Annotated in this window: 11 protein-coding genes and 1 pseudogene; 10 read left to right on the top strand and 2 right to left on the bottom strand. The window is 62.2% G+C overall.

Going from position 1 to position 15,057, the window contains the following annotated elements; genetic code table 11:
* Positions 1 to 62 precede the first annotated feature (62 nt).
* From ACIQUI_RS00845 to ACIQUI_RS00870, 6 genes are all read left to right on the top strand, one after another.
* A complete protein-coding gene (locus ACIQUI_RS00845; protein WP_008091518.1) occupies positions 63 to 593 on the top strand; it encodes a DUF5943 domain-containing protein in 531 nt (176 codons plus the stop codon).
* 15 nt (positions 594 to 608) lie between these two features.
* Positions 609 to 2,669 carry a dimethylglycine demethylation protein DgcA gene (gene dgcA, locus ACIQUI_RS00850; RefSeq protein WP_403194220.1) on the top strand — a complete coding sequence of 687 codons (2,061 nt, stop codon included), beginning with the start codon at positions 609 to 611 and terminating at the stop codon, positions 2,667 to 2,669.
* A 173-nt stretch (positions 2,670 to 2,842) separates the two neighbouring features.
* Positions 2,843 to 4,795 (top strand): dimethylglycine demethylation protein DgcB, encoded by a 1,953-nt coding sequence (dgcB, locus tag ACIQUI_RS00855; protein WP_403194222.1) that lies wholly within the window; start codon positions 2,843 to 2,845, stop codon positions 4,793 to 4,795.
* Positions 4,795 to 6,027, top strand: a complete 1,233-nt coding sequence (locus tag ACIQUI_RS00860) for an electron transfer flavoprotein subunit alpha/FixB family protein (protein ID WP_403194224.1) — start codon at positions 4,795 to 4,797, stop codon at positions 6,025 to 6,027. Before dgcB ends, ACIQUI_RS00860 begins: the two co-directional genes overlap by 1 nt.
* 10 nt (positions 6,028 to 6,037) lie before the next feature.
* On the top strand, positions 6,038 to 6,808 hold the full coding sequence (locus tag ACIQUI_RS00865) for an electron transfer flavoprotein subunit beta (RefSeq protein ID WP_403194226.1): 771 nt from the start codon (positions 6,038 to 6,040) through the stop codon (positions 6,806 to 6,808).
* A gap of 934 nt (positions 6,809 to 7,742) precedes the next feature.
* The gene (locus ACIQUI_RS00870; protein WP_403194228.1) at positions 7,743 to 8,477 is read left to right on the top strand and encodes an RHS repeat-associated core domain-containing protein; all 735 of its coding nucleotides are present in this window, start codon (positions 7,743 to 7,745) and stop codon (positions 8,475 to 8,477) included.
* A 34-nt stretch (positions 8,478 to 8,511) separates the two neighbouring features.
* Here the strand turns inward: ACIQUI_RS00870 and gbcA are convergent, their stop codons facing one another.
* The gene (gene gbcA, locus ACIQUI_RS00875) at positions 8,512 to 9,804 is read right to left on the bottom strand and encodes a glycine-betaine demethylase subunit GbcA (protein WP_403194230.1); all 1,293 of its coding nucleotides are present in this window, start codon (positions 9,802 to 9,804) and stop codon (positions 8,512 to 8,514) included.
* A 295-nt stretch (positions 9,805 to 10,099) separates the two neighbouring features.
* On the opposite strand from gbcA, the gene gbcB reads away from it, so the two are divergent.
* Complete coding sequence (gene gbcB / locus ACIQUI_RS00880; RefSeq protein ID WP_201206638.1) at positions 10,100 to 11,200, top strand: glycine-betaine demethylase subunit GbcB; 1,101 nt, start codon at positions 10,100 to 10,102, stop codon at positions 11,198 to 11,200.
* 108 nt (positions 11,201 to 11,308) lie between these two features.
* Here the strand turns inward: gbcB and ACIQUI_RS00885 are convergent, their stop codons facing one another.
* On the bottom strand, positions 11,309 to 12,934 hold the full coding sequence (locus ACIQUI_RS00885; RefSeq protein WP_403194232.1) for a methyl-accepting chemotaxis protein: 1,626 nt from the start codon (positions 12,932 to 12,934) through the stop codon (positions 11,309 to 11,311).
* A gap of 274 nt (positions 12,935 to 13,208) precedes the next feature.
* Here ACIQUI_RS00885 and ACIQUI_RS00890 point away from each other — a divergent pair, with 274 nt between their 5' ends.
* The 3 genes and pseudogenes from ACIQUI_RS00890 to ACIQUI_RS00900 all read left to right on the top strand — a co-directional run.
* A complete protein-coding gene (locus tag ACIQUI_RS00890; protein ID WP_391137569.1) occupies positions 13,209 to 13,439 on the top strand; it encodes a hypothetical protein in 231 nt (76 codons plus the stop codon).
* Positions 13,436 to 13,738: a cell division protein ZapA gene (locus ACIQUI_RS00895; RefSeq protein WP_391137572.1), complete on the top strand. Its 303-nt coding sequence runs from the start codon at positions 13,436 to 13,438 to the stop codon at positions 13,736 to 13,738. The genes ACIQUI_RS00890 and ACIQUI_RS00895 overlap by 4 nt, the downstream gene beginning before the upstream one ends.
* 254 nt (positions 13,739 to 13,992) lie before the next feature.
* Positions 13,993 to 15,021: pseudogene (locus ACIQUI_RS00900) on the top strand (cache domain-containing protein); the annotation flags it as partial.
* Positions 15,022 to 15,057 lie beyond the last annotated feature (36 nt).

Here is a 15,057-nt window from a genome sequence, read left to right on the forward strand (position 1 = left end):
TGATAGCCCCTGCCAGCAACGCCGGGGCCCCTTAATAAAAATTTTTCTGGAGTTCAGTTTCCATGGCCAAGATCGCCCCGCAATTGCCAATCGAAGTCGACAGCGAGACCGGTGTCTGGACCAGCGACGCCCTGCCGATGCTGTACGTACCGCGCCATTTCTTCGTCAACAACCACATCGGCATCGAGGAAGTGCTGGGCGCCGACGCCTATGCCGAAATCCTCTACAAGGCCGGCTACAAATCCGCCTGGCACTGGTGTGAAAAAGAAGCCGAGTGCCATGGCCTGGAAGGCGTGGCGGTGTTCGAGCATTACATGAAGCGCCTGAGCCAGCGTGGCTGGGGCCTGTTCGAGATCCAGGACATCGACCTGGACAAAGGCACCTGCAGCGTCAAGCTCAAGCACTCGGCGTTCGTTTACGTGTATGGCAAATGCGGCCGCAAGGTCGACTACATGTTCACCGGCTGGTTCGCCGGTGCCATGGACCAGATTCTCGCTGCCCGCGGCAGCAAGATCCGCACCGTGGCCGAACAGGTCTACGGCGGGTCGGAAGAAGGCCACGAAGATGGCCTGTTCGTTACAAAGCCGTTGTAAGCCGGAGATAGCGTCATGGCATTCGAAGCAATGTTCCAGCCGATCCAGATCGGCAAACTGACCATCCGCAACCGCGTGCTCAGCACCGCGCACGCCGAGGTCTACGCCACTGACGGCGGCATGACGACCGACCGCTACGTGAAGTACTACGAAGAAAAGGCCAAGGGCGGCATCGGCCTGGCGATTTGCGGTGGTTCGTCGGTGGTGGCCATCGACAGCCCGCAGGAATGGTGGGCCTCGGTCAACCTGTCGACCGACCGCATCATCCCGCACTTCCAGAACCTGGCCGACGCCATGCACAAGCATGGCGCCAAGATCATGATCCAGATTACCCACATGGGCCGCCGCTCGCGCTGGGACGGCTTCAACTGGCCGACCCTGATGTCGCCGTCGGGTATCCGTGAACCCGTGCACCGTGCCACCTGCAAAACCATCGAGGTGGAAGAGATCTGGCGGGTGATCGGCAACTACGCACAGGCTGCGCGGCGTGCCAAGGAAGGTGGCCTGGACGGCGTTGAGCTGTCGGCGGTGCACCAGCACATGATCGACCAGTTCTGGAGCCCACGGGTCAACAAACGTACTGACGAATGGGGCGGCAGCTTCGAAGGCCGCATGAAGTTCGGTATGGAAGTATTGAAAGCCGTGCGTGCCGAAGTCGGTGACGACTTCTGCGTGGGCATGCGTATCTGCGGTGACGAGTTCCACCCCGATGGCCTCAGCCACGAGGACATGAAGCAGATCGCGGCGTACTACGACGCCACCGGCATGCTCGACTTCATCGGCGTGGTCGGCTCGGGTTGCGACACCCACAACACCCTGGCCAACGTCATCCCCAACATGAGCTACCCGCCGGAGCCGTTCCTGCACCTGGCGGCGGGCATCAAGGAAGTGGTCAAGGTCCCGGTGCTGCACGCGCAGAACATCAAGGACCCCAACCAGGCCACGCGCATTCTGGAAGGCGGCTACGTGGACATGGTCGGCATGACCCGTGCGCACATGGCCGACCCGCACCTGATCGCCAAGATCAAGATGGGCCAGATCGACCAGATCAAGCAGTGCGTCGGTGCCAACTACTGCATCGACCGCCAGTACCAGGGCCTGGACGTGCTGTGCATCCAGAACGCCGCGACCTCCCGTGAATACATGGGCGTGCCGCACATCATCGAGAAAACCACCGGCGTGAAGCGCAAGGTGGTGGTGGTAGGCGCCGGCCCTGCCGGTATGGAAGCCGCTCGTGTAGCGGCCGAACGTGGCCACGACGTGACCCTGTTCGAGAAGAAGGACCAGATCGGCGGGCAGATCACCATCGCCGCCAAGGCTCCGCAGCGTGACCAGATTGCCGGTATCACCCGCTGGTACCAGCTGGAGCTGGCGCGTTTGAAGGTGGACTTGCGCCTGGGCACGGCCGCGGACGTGCCGACCATCCAGGACCTGCGCCCGGACGTGATCGTGCTGGCCGTGGGCGGGCACTCGTTCCTCGAGCAGAACGAACACTGGGGCGCCGCCGAAGGGCTGGTGGTCAGCAGCTGGGACGTGCTCGACGGCAAGGTTGCGCCGGGCAAGAACGTGCTGGTGTACGACACCATCTGCGAATTCACCGGCATGTCGGTGGCCGACTTCATCGCCGACAAGGGCAGCCAGGTGGAAATCGTCACCGACGACATCAAGCCGGGCGTGGCCATGGGCGGTACCACCTTCCCGACCTACTACCGCAGCATGTACCCCAAAGAAGTGATCATGACCGGCGACATGATGCTGGAAAAGGTCTACCGCGAAGGCGACAAGCTGGTGGCGGTGCTGGAAAACGAATACACCGGTGCCAAGGAAGAGCGGGTAGTTGACCAGGTGGTGATCGAGAACGGCGTGCGCCCTGACGAAGAGCTCTACTACGCGTTCAAGGAAGGCTCGCGCAACAAGGGCCAGATCGACGTGGAGGCGCTGTTCGCCATCAAGCCACAGCCGATCCTCAGCCAGCCGGGCGAAGGGTACCTGCTGTACCGCATCGGCGACTGCGTGGCCCAGCGCAACGTGCATGCGGCGATCTACGACGCCTTGCGCCTGTGCAAGGACTTCTGATCGCACTGTCGGCACACACCGGCCCCTGTGGGAGCGGGCGCGCCCGCGAAAGCGTCAGCATGATTAACAGAGTTGTCTGATCTGACGCATTCGCGGGCACGCCCGCTCCCACAGGGCCGGTGCAGGATTCCAGGGGCCTGAACCCCTTGCAACCGTTGTTGTGGGAGCCTCCCATGTTGAACACCCTTCTACCCATCCTGCTGTTCGCTGCCCTTGGCCTGGCAGTGCTCGGCGCCCTGCGCCGGGTGCGCATGTGGCGCCGTGGCCGGGCCGCCAAGGTCGACCTGATCGGCGGCCTGCTGGCCATGCCACGCCGTTACCTGGTGGACTTGCACCACGTGGTCGAGCGCGACAAGTACATGTCCAAGACCCACGTGGCCACCGCAGGCGGCTTCGTACTGTCGGCCGTACTGGCGATCCTGGTGCACGGCTTTGGCCTGCAAAGCAAAATCCTGGGTTACGCGCTGTTAGTCGCCACGGTGATAATGTTCAGCGGCGCGATCTTTGTCTTCAAACGCCGCCTCAACCCGCCTTCGCGCTTGTCCAAAGGCCCGTGGATGCGCCTGCCTAAAAGCCTGCTGGCGTTCGCCGTGAGCTTCTTCATCGCCACCTTGCCGGTTGCCGGCATCCTGCCCGCCAACACCGGTGGCTGGGTGATGGTCGGCATCCTTGGCCTGGGCGTGCTGTGGGGCGTGTCGGAGCTGTTCTTCGGCATGACCTGGGGCGGCCCGATGAAGCACGCCTTCGCCGGTGCCCTGCACCTGGCCTGGCACCGCCGCGCCGAACGCTTCGGCGGCGGCCGCTCTACCGGCCTGAAACCGCTGGACCTGGAAGACCCCAATGCCCCGCTGGGCGTGGAAAAACCGGCAGACTTCACCTGGAACCAGCTGCTGGGCTTCGACGCCTGTGTGCAGTGCGGTAAATGTGAGGCCATGTGCCCGGCGTTTGCTGCCGGCCAGCCGTTGAACCCGAAAAAGCTGATTCAGGACATGGTCATCGGCCTGGCCGGTGGCACCGACGCCCAGTTTGCCGGTAGCCCATACCCGGGCAAGCCGATCGGTGAACACGGCGGCCACCCGCACCAGCCGATCGTCAATGGCCTGGTCGATGCCGAAACGCTGTGGTCGTGCACCACCTGCCGTGCCTGCGTCGAGGAATGCCCGATGATGATCGAGCACGTCGATGCCATCGTCGACATGCGCCGCCACCTCACCCTGGAAAAGGGCGCCACCCCGAACAAGGGTGCCGAGGTGCTGGACAACCTGATCGCCACCGACAACCCGGGCGGCTTCGCCCCCGGCGGTCGCATGAACTGGGCCGCCGACCTCAACCTGAAATTGCTGTCTGAAGTCAAAACCACCGAAGTGCTGTTCTGGGTCGGTGATGGCGCCTTCGACATGCGCAACCAGCGTACCCTGCGCTCGTTTGTAAAAGTGTTGAAAGCTTCGGGCGTGGACTTTGCCGTGCTCGGCCTGGAAGAACGCGACAGCGGTGACGTGGCCCGTCGCCTGGGCGATGAAGCGACCTTCCAGCAACTGGCCAAGCGCAATATCCAGACCTTGGCCAAGTACAGGTTCCAGCGCATCGTCACCTGCGACCCGCACAGCTTCCATGTGCTGAAGAACGAGTACGGCGCCTTGGGCGGTGATTACCAGGTGCAGCACCACAGTACCTATATCGCCGAATTGATCGCAGCCAAAAAGCTCAACCTTGGCCAGCACAAGGGTGGCAGCGTCACCTACCACGACCCGTGCTACCTGGGCCGCTACAACGGCGAATACGAAGCCCCGCGTGCAGTGCTCAAGGCGCTGGGTATCGAAGTGCGCGAGATGCAGCGTTCGGGCTTCCGCTCCCGTTGCTGCGGCGGTGGTGGCGGCGCGCCGATCACCGACATCCCGGGCAAGCAGCGTATCCCCGACATGCGCATGGACGACATTCGCGAAACCGAGGCCGAGCTGGTGGCCGTGGGTTGCCCACAGTGCACCGCCATGCTCGAAGGCGTGGTCGAACCGCGCCCACAGATCAAGGACCTGGCCGAGCTGGTGGCTGACGTGCTGATCGAAGAGGAATCGCCCGCCGCCCCAAAGCCGCAAGCGGCCAAACGTGAACCTGCGGAGGTGCATTGATGAGCGACATTATCCGCCGCGACCCACGCGCCGAGTGGATCGCCCGTAACCGCCTGCACCCGCTGCACGCGGCCATGCAGACGCAACAGACCAGCTGGATGGGGCCCAACGGCCTTATCCGCAAGAACCCCCACGCCATTGCCGCAGGCTTTATCGGCCCGGCCGGCATCAAGCGTATCGACCGCAGCGGCGCCCAGCAGGGCACCGGTGTGGGCGGGCGGCGCACGGCGGCGGCCGAGGTCAAGTTGCCGCTGCACCAGGTACCTATGCCTGCGTTCTACATTGCCGTGGTACCGGACATGGTCGGTGGCCGCCTGAGCAGCCACGACCGCGACCTGCTCGGCCTGGCCCACAGCCTGGCTGGCAGCGACGGTGCAGTGCTGGCGGTGGTGTTTGGCGAACACAAGGAAAGCAACTTTTCCACAGCCGGCGTCGACCGCCTGCTGGTCATCGAAGGCGAGGCGTTCGAAGGTTATGCGCCGGAGCAGTTGGTGCAAGGCTTGCGGGCTGTGGATAACCAGTTCACCCCGCGCCACTGGCTGCTGCCCGACAGCCGCACCGGCGGCGGCGAATTGGGTCGCCGCCTGGGTGCCGCGTTGGGCGAGCGCCCGGCGACGCGAGTGTGGCAGGTCAAGGACGGCCAGTGCATCGGCCGCGCCGGTGCCGGCCAGCAAGACCTGCAACGCGCCGTGCCACGCCTGATTCTGGCGGCGGCGGAGTGCGCCGAGCCGGTCAGCGAAACCCGTCACGAAGCCTTGCCGGTGGAGTTGTCCACAAGCGTGGCACGCAGCCTGTCGCGCATCGAAGACCTCGGCTCGGTGGCCGTGGACCCGGCCACCATTGCCATGGCCGAGGCCGAGTTCATCGTCTCGGGCGGCAACGGCGTCAAGGATTGGGACCTGTACCACCAGGCCACCGCAGCCCTTGGTGCCACCGAAGGCGCCTCGCGGGTGGCGGTGGACGACGGCTTCATGCCGCGCAACCGCCAGGTGGGTGCCACCGGTACCTGGGTTACCGCACGGGTCTATGTGGCTGTGGGTATCTCGGGCGCCATCCAGCACCTTCAAGGCATCGGTGCCTGCGACAAGGTGGTGGCGATCAACATGGACCCGGGTTGCGACATGATCAAACGGGCCGACCTGTCGGTGATTGGCGACAGCTCGGCGATTCTCAAGGCATTGATCGAGGCTGTGGACAACTACCGCAGCGGCGGCCAGCGCGACGCGGCATAAGGGCACGAGCATGAGTACCAAAGTGATCAGCCTGGTTTCCATCGGTGCCCACCCAAGCTCAGGCCGCGCCCGCCGCGCCGAGCAGGATGCCCGCGCCGTGGAACTGGGGTTGCAGCTGGCTGGGGATAACTTGCAGGTGGTGCATGCCGGCGACCCGCGCGAAGAGGCGCTACGCGCATACCTGGGCATGGGCCTTGACCACCTGGATGTGCTGGAACAGCCGGCCGGTGCCGATGTGCTGGGCGTGCTGGGGGATTACCTGCGCGACGCCGGGGCACAGCTGGTGCTGACCGGGAGCCAGGCCGAGACGGGCGAGGGGTCGGGCATGTTGCCGTTCCTGCTGGCGGAAAAGCTCGGCTGGCCGTTGATTGTGGGCTTGGCCGAGGTGGAGTCGATAGAGAACGGCACTGCCCAGGTATTGCAGGCGCTCCCGCGTGGTCAACGGCGTCGGCTGAAGGTGCGCCTGCCATTGCTGGCAACTGTGGATAACGCGGCGCCCAAGCCGCGCCAGAGTGCATTCGGGCCGGCGCGCCGGGGGGTATTGGCGGCGCGCAATGTGGCCATCGTTGACGATGAGCTGCTGGCCGAGGCCGAGCTACAACCAGCTCGCCCACGGCCCAAGCGGCTGAAAGTGATCAAGGCCAAGAGCGGTGCCGACCGCATGAAGGCGGCGACGGCCAAAGCCAGCGGTGGTGGCGGCAAGGTGCTGAAAGATGTTTCACCGCAGGAAGGCGCCGAGGCCATCCTCAAGCTGCTCGTAGAAGAGGGCGTATTGCGCTGAAGCCTGCACTGGCCTCATCGCCGGCAAGCCAGCTCCCACAGGATTACTACTGCCTTCGGGCCTTGTGCAATACCTGTGGGAGCTGGCTTGCCGGCGATTGGGCCTGACAGGCTGATGATGTGCCTTGGCCACATTGAACGCCCAACAACCCAGCGCCTCGCTCACAGGCTCGAACAACACCCGCTCCCCCTTCGACAACACCACATTCCTTGCGGCGCAGCGCAAAACCAGATAATCCCTGCACTGCCCTTCGGTGCTGATAACCCCAACCCCCCGCCCTTCGTCAAACCACTTCACGATCCCCTCCTGGCGGCTGTGCATAAGTCATTCCTGAGTAATGCCAAAGTAGTGGCTACTACCCAATCACATAGATTGAATTTGTGAAACTGGCAGAAATATCAGGTGGGCCTCGATTTTGCCCACGGAATCTGTTCGCCAAGGTGTGGGTAAAGTGTTGGCGCATCGCTGTAGGCCTTATATGGCAGGGGGCACAGAGGTTTGATCAAGAAGTGATCAGCTCTGGTCTGGTGCATCCGACGGAGATAAGCGTGCCTGTAGCTTATTTTGCCCACAATCGCTGTTGGCTGCTCTGTGGATAATCTGTTCGGTACTACCTGAAACCCGCGCAGGTCGTGGCTTGTGAAAAATTGATCAAAAAATAATCAAATCCACTTGATAGTCTTCTGATCCATGATTATCAAGGCCTTGAATCGCTTATCCACAACCCAATCGCTGCACGTTCGTGTTTTGCCCACAAACGCTGTTGGTGATTCTGTGGACAACGTGTATGAACTCGGCGGTAGCACACTGAACATGCGGCCTCCGCTGGTTTGATCATTTAATGATCAGGAGGCTGCCTGGCACTTTTGCCAGTACGCTAAATTCCACCCAGCCATTACTGTGTCCACAGCGATCCTTGTTTGTGGATAATCCCATGGCAACATTCTTTGAAACGCGTGCCTATACCCCCTACGGCGTCACCAACACAGCCCTTGCTCCTAGGCTGGCCTTCTGTGGGCAGTATCGAGATCCCTTTACTGGAAATTATCCGTTGGGGAATGGCCATCGCTTCTATAGCCCAACACTGACGCGATTTCTGAGGCCGGATTCCCTCAGTCCATTTGGGCTCGGGGGTGTGAATGCCTATGCATATTGCGTAGGTGACCCAGTCAATCACATCGATCCTAGTGGGCAGAGAGCAGAGGATTATGTGTTGCCCGCCCTGAGTATCCTCACCAACCTGGCAGGTTTGTTCATCAGTGGGTTGAGGTTCAGGTCGTTCTACAAGCGCGGCGTGGTAGCCCGCAGCGCTGCTGGATCAACGAGTCCTGAATTGATGATTACCCCGGCAAGCGCCAAGGACTGGATCACATCCAGCGTCAGTGCCGTATCTGCGATAGCTGGTTTTACCCTGGGCATCGCAAGAACGGCCAAACCAGGGGAGGAGTGGCAAACCTGGGGGCTGGCGGTATTGACTACCGTTTCGCTCGGCACCACAGCCTATGAGGCTTGGAAGCTCGCACAGGCAAAGCCGTGGAAGGTGCCGACGCCGGTGACGCCTGTGACTACCGCATTGCCTTTGCAGGATCCGCAAGCGTCCGCGCCTTCTACCATCGGAGCAGGAATCAGATTAGGTACTTACAACCGTACCAACGAGCCCCCCAAGTAGCGACATGTGTCGCCACCCGGAGTGAGTTGGGGAATCACTGCGCCAGCACTTCCTTCAGGTACGGCGCCGGCTCCGCCCCCAGGTTGTTCAGCACCCGCTGGCTATACCAGTCAATGAAGTTGACCACGCCAAACTCATAGGTCTTCGAGTAAGGCCCAGGCTGGTACGCCGTGGAGTTGATGCCACGCTGGTTCTCTTCCGCCAACCGGCGGTCCTGGTCGTTGGTAGCGTCCCACACCTTGCGCATGCGTTCCGGGTCGTAGTCCACGCCTTCCACGGCGTCCTTGTGCACCAGCCACTTGGTGGTGACCATGGTTTCCTGCGCGCTGATCGGCCACACGGTGAAGACGATGATGTGGTCGCCCATGCAGTGGTTCCACGAGTGCGGCAGGTGCAGGATGCGCATCGAGCCCAGGTCCGGGTTCTTGATGCGGCCCATCAGCTTCTGGCAGGCCTGCTTGCCGTCCATGGTCATCGACACGGTGCCCTTGAGCAGCGGCATGCGCACGATGCGGTTACGCAGGCCGTGGCTCTTGTGCAGGTACGGGATCTTCTCGGCTTCCCAGGCAGCAGCGGAGCTGGCCACGTGGTCTTTGAATTCCTGGCTGGCGCGCGGGTCGTTGGTGTCGTCCCACTCCAGCAGGGTTTGCAGCAGCTCTGGGTGCGAACCGGAGCAGTGGTAGCACTCGCGGTTGTTTTCCAGCACCAGCTTCCAGTTGGCCTTCTCCATCAAGGTGGTGTGCACCGCCACCTTGGTGTTTTCCATGTCGTACGGTTCCATGTAGTGCTCGAGGGTGGCCAGGAACTCGTCGATGGCGGGCGGGTTTTCCGCCAGGCTGATGAAGATGTAGCCACCGGCAACCTTCACGTGCACAGGCTTCAGGCCGTATTCCTTCATGTCGAAGTCGGCGCCCATTTCGGTGCCGGCGAACAGCAGGCGGCCGTCCAGCTCGTAGGTCCACTGGTGGTAGTGGCAGACCAGCTTGGCCACCTTGCCCTTGTCGCTTACGCACAAGCGCGAGCCGCGGTGGCGGCAAACGTTGTGGAAGGCGTGCACTTTACCTTCGGCGCCACGTACCACCAGGATCGGGTTCTTGCCGATCTGCAGGGTGATGTAGTTGCCTTTCGCCGGAATTTCGCAAGTCATGCCGGCGATCAACCATTCTTTCTGGAAGATCTCCTGCATGTCGATCTGGAACAGACGCTCGTCGGTGTAGAAAGGCTGGGGCAGCGAGTAGGTGCGCTCGCGGGTTTGCAACATCTCGGCGGTGGCCTTGCGTGCAGGTTCCAGTGGATCGCCCAGGCTCAGGGTTGCGGTGACGTCCATCGTGTATTCCTCGGGGCCGTGTGCGGCCGGCAAAAGGTGGCTAATCGTTGTTGTGGTGCCGCAAGGCTGTTTATCAGCAAACAGCTAGTTGTTTTGCCGTGGAGTGTGCGTCCGAAGCCGCCGCGAACCGTATCCATGGGCGACATGGCCGATGTGAATTACGACGCGCCAGCCCTTGTAGTGCGGGGCTGGTCGCGATAAGCACGCCGATGTCGCTGGCAGGAATGTGCGTCGCCCTCGGCTTGCGCATTATCCAAGCCATAAAAAGGCCAATAGTCGGCTGCTGGAGATGAACATGTCCGATACCTTCCTCAATCCGGTCACTACCCAGACCTGGGCCAACGGCCGCCACATCGTGCGCTGCGTCAAGGTCATCCAGGAGACCTGGGACGTGCGCACCTTCTGCTTCATGGCCGACCAGCCGATCATGTTCTTCTTCAAGCCAGGGCAGTTCGTCACCCTGGAGCTGGAGATCGAAGGCAAGCCGGTGATGCGCTCCTACACCATCTCCAGTTCACCGTCGGTGCCGTACAGCTTCTCGATCACCGTCAAGCGTGTGCCGGGTGGCCTGGTGTCCAACTTCCTGCACGACACCATGCACGAAGGCGCCGAGTTGCCGGTGCACGGCCCGGTGGGGTTGTTCAACGCCATCGACTTCCCGGCCGGCAAGACCCTGTACCTGTCGGGCGGCGTCGGCATTACCCCGGTGATGTCGATGGCGCGCTGGTTCTACGACACCAACGCCAACGTCGACATGGTGTTCGTGCACAGCGCCCGTTCGCCGAAGGACATCATCTACCACCGCGAGCTGGAACAGATGGCCTCGCGCATCCCCAACTTCAGCCTGCACATCATCTGTGAGAAGCACGGGCTGGGTGAGCCATGGGCGGGTTATCGCGGCTACCTCAACCAGCGTCTGATGGAGCTGATCGCGCCGGACTACATGGAGCGCACGGTGTTCTGCTGCGGCCCGACGCCGTACATGACCGCCGTCAAGCGCATGCTCGAAGCGGTCGGCTTCGACATGAAGAACTACCACGAGGAATCGTTCGGGGCCACGCCGCCAGAGGCCAAGGCCGACGCGGTCGAGCACGCTGAGCAGGCCGCCGATGCGCCGGAAGTGGATGCCTCGGACCTCAACCTGGTGGAGTTCATCGGCAGCGAGAAGAGCATCCGCGTCGCCCCGGGCGAGACGGTGCACGCGGCGGCGGCCAAGGTCGGCCTGATGATCCCGAAAGCTTGCGGCATGGGCATTTGCGGTACGTGCAAGGTGCTCAAGCTGGGCGGCGAAGTGGAGATGGAGCACAACGGCGGCATTACCGAAGAGGACGAAGCCGAGGGCTACATCCTGTCGTGCTGCAGTGTGCCGAAAGGGGATGTGCGGATCGATTACTGATCCATCGGCCAGTCCGGGTTCTTCGCGGGCTCGCCCGCTCCCACAGGTTCATCGCTATCTTCAGGACCGCGGTGAACCCTGTGGGAGCGGGCATGCCCGCGAATGCTTTTAGGTGCGGAACCGGGCCACCAGGCCATTGAGGTCTACGGCAAGGCGCGACAGCTCGGCACTCGCCGCACTGGTCTGATGTGCCCCGGTAGCACTCTGCACCGACAGGTCATTGATGTTCACCAGGTTGCGGTCCACTTCCCGCGCCACCTGCGCCTGCTCTTCCGCCGCACTCGCAATCACCAGGTTACGCTCGTTGATCTGCGCCACTGCCCCGGCAATGGTATCCAGCGCCATGCCCGCGCCACGGGCGATGTTCAGCGTCGACTCGGCGCGCTCGGTGCTGGTGCGCATCGACTCCACGGCCTCTTCGGTGCCGCCTTGAATGCTGCCGATCATGCGTTCGATCTCGCTGGTCGACTGCTGGGTGCGATGGGCCAGTGCACGCACTTCATCCGCTACCACGGCAAAGCCACGGCCTGCTTCACCGGCACGCGCCGCTTCGATCGCCGCGTTCAGGGCCAGCAGGTTGGTCTGGTCGGCCAGGCCACGAATCACATCGAGTACTTTGCCAATGTCACGCGACTGTTCGGCAAGGTGGGTAATCAGTTTGGCGGTAGCCTGCACATCACCGCTCATGCGCTCGATGGCGCCCACGGTTTCCATGACCAGGTCACGACCGTCGCCGGTGGAGCGGCTGGCTTCACTGGACGCTTCAGAAGTGCTCACGGCATTGCGCGCCACCTCTTCCACTGCGCTGGTCATTTCAGTAACGGCCGTGGCGGCCTGCTCAATCTCGTTGTTCTGCTGTTGCAGGCCACGGGCGCTTTCGTCGGTAACCGCATTCAGCTCTTCAGCCGCCGAGGCCAGTTGGGTAGCGGAACCGGCAATCTGTTGCAGGGTGTCGCGCAGCTTGTCCTGCATGCGGGCCATGGCGCGTAGCAGGCGGGCGGCTTCGTCGGTGCCTTCGGCGCGGATGATGTGGGTCAGGTCACCGTCGGCAACCTGCTCGGCGCTCTTGAGTGCTTCTTCGATCGGTTTGACGATGCTACGGGTCAGCAGGAAGGCGCAGACCAAGGTCAACACAGTTGCGGCGATCAGCAGACTGATGACCAAAGCGAAGGCATTGGAATATTGGCTGGCGGCCTTCTCGTTGGTGGCGCGGGTCTGGTCGGTGTTGATGCGTACCAGCGTGTCCATCACCTTGTTGACCTGCTCGGAGTTGGCCAGCAGGTCGCGGTTGAGCAGGTCGCGCAATTCGTCGGTGCGGTCGGCCTGGCTCAGGGTGCGCATGCGCGATTCCAGTTGGCGGTACTGGTTGAGCAACTGGCCGTACTGATCGAAGGCAGCCTGTTCGTCGGCGGCGCCGATCATTGGCAGGTAGGCCTGGCGGGCGCGGTCGATCTGGGCGTTGCGCTGGTCCAGCAGGTTCAGGGTATCGCGCTGGGTTTCCGGTTCGCGGTTGAGCAGCAGGCGGTAGGAAAGGGTGCGCATGCGCAGGTTCAGCGCGGTGAGTTCGTCGAGGATCTTGATACTCGGCACGCTGACCTGCTCGATGACAACGCCAGCCTGGCGGATGTTGCCCATCTGCACGAGCGAGAAGATACCAAGGCCGAGCATCAGCAGGCCGATGAGCGCGAAGCCGAGCAGCGCGCGCGGGGCGATATTCATGTTGCGTAGAGACATGGAGGGCAGGGTCCAGGCAAGGAAAAAGGTGCGCAATGTGCGACAAAACATGACTTGCCGGGCTATCGGTCGTGACTGGCCAGTCTTGAGTGCGACCGGCAAAAAATGTGAGGTAGCTAACCTTTTCCTGACCGGCGGTTGACCCAGGTCGGAACAAGGGGGTGGTTACCCTGTCAATCTGCGGGCTAGAAACCTTATGAATCCGATATTTAATGGCGATGGGCCGCACTTTTCTTTATCGTGTGCGCCCCTCGCAACAACCTGAGATAGACCCATGCTGGAAGCCTCCCTGAATCAAATCGAGCAACTGGTCAGCGACCTGATGCAGAAGAACGCTCAACTCACCGAGCAGAACACCGCCCTGGGCACGCAACTGGCCCAGGCCAAGGAAGAGAATGAAACCCTGCAGCTGTCGCTGATGGAGCAGGAAGAGAAGAACGGCGCTACCGCCGCACGTATCCAGGCCCTGGTCGAGCGCGCCAGCGCTGGCGTAGTTGGCGCATGAGATTGCATGAGCAGCCGGTCAATGTCGTGTCGATTCTCGGCAACGATTATTCGATCAAGGCGCCCGAAGGCCAGGAAGAAACCCTGGCCCAGGCAGTGCGGATGCTCAACACCGCCCTGAACGAGACCAAGCGTCAGTACCCGACCCTGATCGGTGACAAATTGCTGGTACTGGCTGCGCTTAACCTGTGTTCCAAGCAGGTTGAATTGCAGAAAGAACACCAGCAGACCCTGGCGCGTACCCAGGCGCAGATTGACGCCACGGTGGATGCCATCGTGCGGACTATTGCAGAGCAATGACGGCCTGACCGAGATCCCTGTGGGAGCGGGCGCGTCGAGGCGTCGAACCGCCGCGAACACCGGCGCAGCCGGTGCCAGCCACCGCGTTGTGTCCTTCGCGGGCATGCCCGCTCCCACAGGATCCGCGTTGTTGTTCTAGATCACTGGATTAACTGGATACGCAAGTGTATACACTTCTCGCAAAACAATAATGTGCGGGGAGTAGGGGCATGCGTATCTGGCGTAAAAGCATCCAGTGGCAGTTGATCACCAGCATGGGCGCTGCCCTGTTGGCGAGCATCCTTGTGGTGGTCATCATCTTCACCGTGGCGCTCAACCGCCTCACCGAGCGCTACCTGGTCGACACTGCCCTGCCTGCCAGTGTCGAGGCCATTCGCAATGATATCGAACGCATGCTCGGCCAGCCCCTGGTGGCGGCTGCGGACATTGCCGGCAACACCCTGTTGCGCGACTGGCTGGCCGCCGGTGAAGACCCCGCGCAGGCCGCGCGATTCATCGAATACCTGGACGCTGCCAAACAGCGTAACCGCGCCTTCACCACCTTGTTTGTCTCGACCGAAACCGGCCACTACTACAACGAGAATGGCCTGGACCGCACCCTAAGCCGCAGCAACCCCAAGGACAAGTGGTTCTACGGCTACATCGACAGTGGCGCCGAGCGCCTGATCAATATCGACATCGACGGTGCTACCGGCGAGCTGGCGCTGTTCATCGACTACCGCGTGGAAAAGCACGGCCAGTTGGTGGGCGTGGCCGGTATGGGCCTACGCATGACCGAGTTGTCGAAGCTGATTCACGACTTCAGCTTTGGCGAGCATGGCAAGGTCTTCCTGGTACGCAATGATGGTTTGATCCAGGTGCACCCGGACGCTGCCTTCAGCGGCAAGCGCCAGCTCACCGAACAGCTCGGCGCGGACGCCGCCAAGGCGGTAATGGCGGGAGGCGAAGGCCTGCGCAGCAGCCGTTTCAGCCGTGACGGCGAAAGCTACCTGGCGCTTGGCTTGCCCCTGCGTGACCTCAACTGGACCTTGGTGGCCGAGGTGCCGGAGTCGGAAATCTATGCGCAAATGCACCAGGCGGTATGGGTGACCTGCGTGATTGGCGGTGCTGTGGCCCTGGTATCGCTGCTGCTGGTGGTGGTGCTGGCGCGTGGCCTGGTGCGGCCGATCCGCCGCGTAACCGCTGCGCTGGTGCAGATCGGCAGTGGCGGTGGCGATCTCAGTCACCGCCTGGATGACACGCGCCAGGACGAGCTGGGTGACCTGGCTCGTGGCTTCAACCGCTTCCTCGACAGCCAGCGTAGCCTGATCGGTGAGGTG

Source organism: Pseudomonas sp. NPDC090592 (assembly GCF_044769185.1).
In the GTDB taxonomy this organism is placed as follows: Bacteria; Pseudomonadota; Gammaproteobacteria; order Pseudomonadales; family Pseudomonadaceae; genus Aquipseudomonas.

Coding starts and splice junctions, on each gene's coding strand:
- dgcB (WP_403194222.1), top strand. CDS start 2,843: ATGTTGAACACCCTTCTACCCATCCTGCTGTTCGCTGCCCTTGGCCTG.
- gbcA (WP_403194230.1), bottom strand. CDS start 9,804: ATGGACGTCACCGCAACCCTGAGCCTGGGCGATCCACTGGAACCTGCA.
- ACIQUI_RS00845 (WP_008091518.1), top strand. CDS start 63: ATGGCCAAGATCGCCCCGCAATTGCCAATCGAAGTCGACAGCGAGACC.
- ACIQUI_RS00870 (WP_403194228.1), top strand. CDS start 7,743: ATGGCAACATTCTTTGAAACGCGTGCCTATACCCCCTACGGCGTCACC.
- ACIQUI_RS00890 (WP_391137569.1), top strand. CDS start 13,209: ATGCTGGAAGCCTCCCTGAATCAAATCGAGCAACTGGTCAGCGACCTG.
- gbcB (WP_201206638.1), top strand. CDS start 10,100: ATGTCCGATACCTTCCTCAATCCGGTCACTACCCAGACCTGGGCCAAC.
- ACIQUI_RS00865 (WP_403194226.1), top strand. CDS start 6,038: ATGAGTACCAAAGTGATCAGCCTGGTTTCCATCGGTGCCCACCCAAGC.
- ACIQUI_RS00860 (WP_403194224.1), top strand. CDS start 4,795: ATGAGCGACATTATCCGCCGCGACCCACGCGCCGAGTGGATCGCCCGT.
- ACIQUI_RS00885 (WP_403194232.1), bottom strand. CDS start 12,934: ATGTCTCTACGCAACATGAATATCGCCCCGCGCGCGCTGCTCGGCTTC.
- dgcA (WP_403194220.1), top strand. CDS start 609: ATGGCATTCGAAGCAATGTTCCAGCCGATCCAGATCGGCAAACTGACC.
- ACIQUI_RS00895 (WP_391137572.1), top strand. CDS start 13,436: ATGAGATTGCATGAGCAGCCGGTCAATGTCGTGTCGATTCTCGGCAAC.